1 pseudogene is annotated in these 237 nt (G+C 35.0%); it reads right to left on the bottom strand.

The annotated features are described in order from the left end of the window. Window positions 1-237, bottom strand: a pseudogene (locus tag ELQ11_RS09845) (dihydroorotate dehydrogenase (quinone)); the annotation flags it as partial.

The following is a 237-nucleotide window of genomic DNA, read 5'->3' as shown; positions in this document are numbered from 1 at the left end:
CTCCAAAGCTTTATCATTGCTTGTGATCTTATTTTTTCCTATATTTGCTCCCAAAGGCAAAACAAAAGGATAAATTTTTGATAATCTTGCGGCGATTTTTTCTGCTCCTTGATTATTAAAACCCATTGCATTTTGTATGCTTTCTTGTTTTACAAGGCGAAATAAACGCGGTTTTTCATTTCCCTCTTGAGGCTTTGGAGTAAAGGTTCCAAACTCTAAAAAACCAAAACCAAGAGC

Source organism: Campylobacter sp. US50a (genome assembly GCF_004379015.1).
Taxonomy (GTDB): domain Bacteria; phylum Campylobacterota; class Campylobacteria; order Campylobacterales; family Campylobacteraceae; genus Campylobacter_D; species Campylobacter_D jejuni.
Note: the sequence above shows the minus strand (reverse complement) of the source record. Positions and strands in the feature narration are given on the sequence as shown.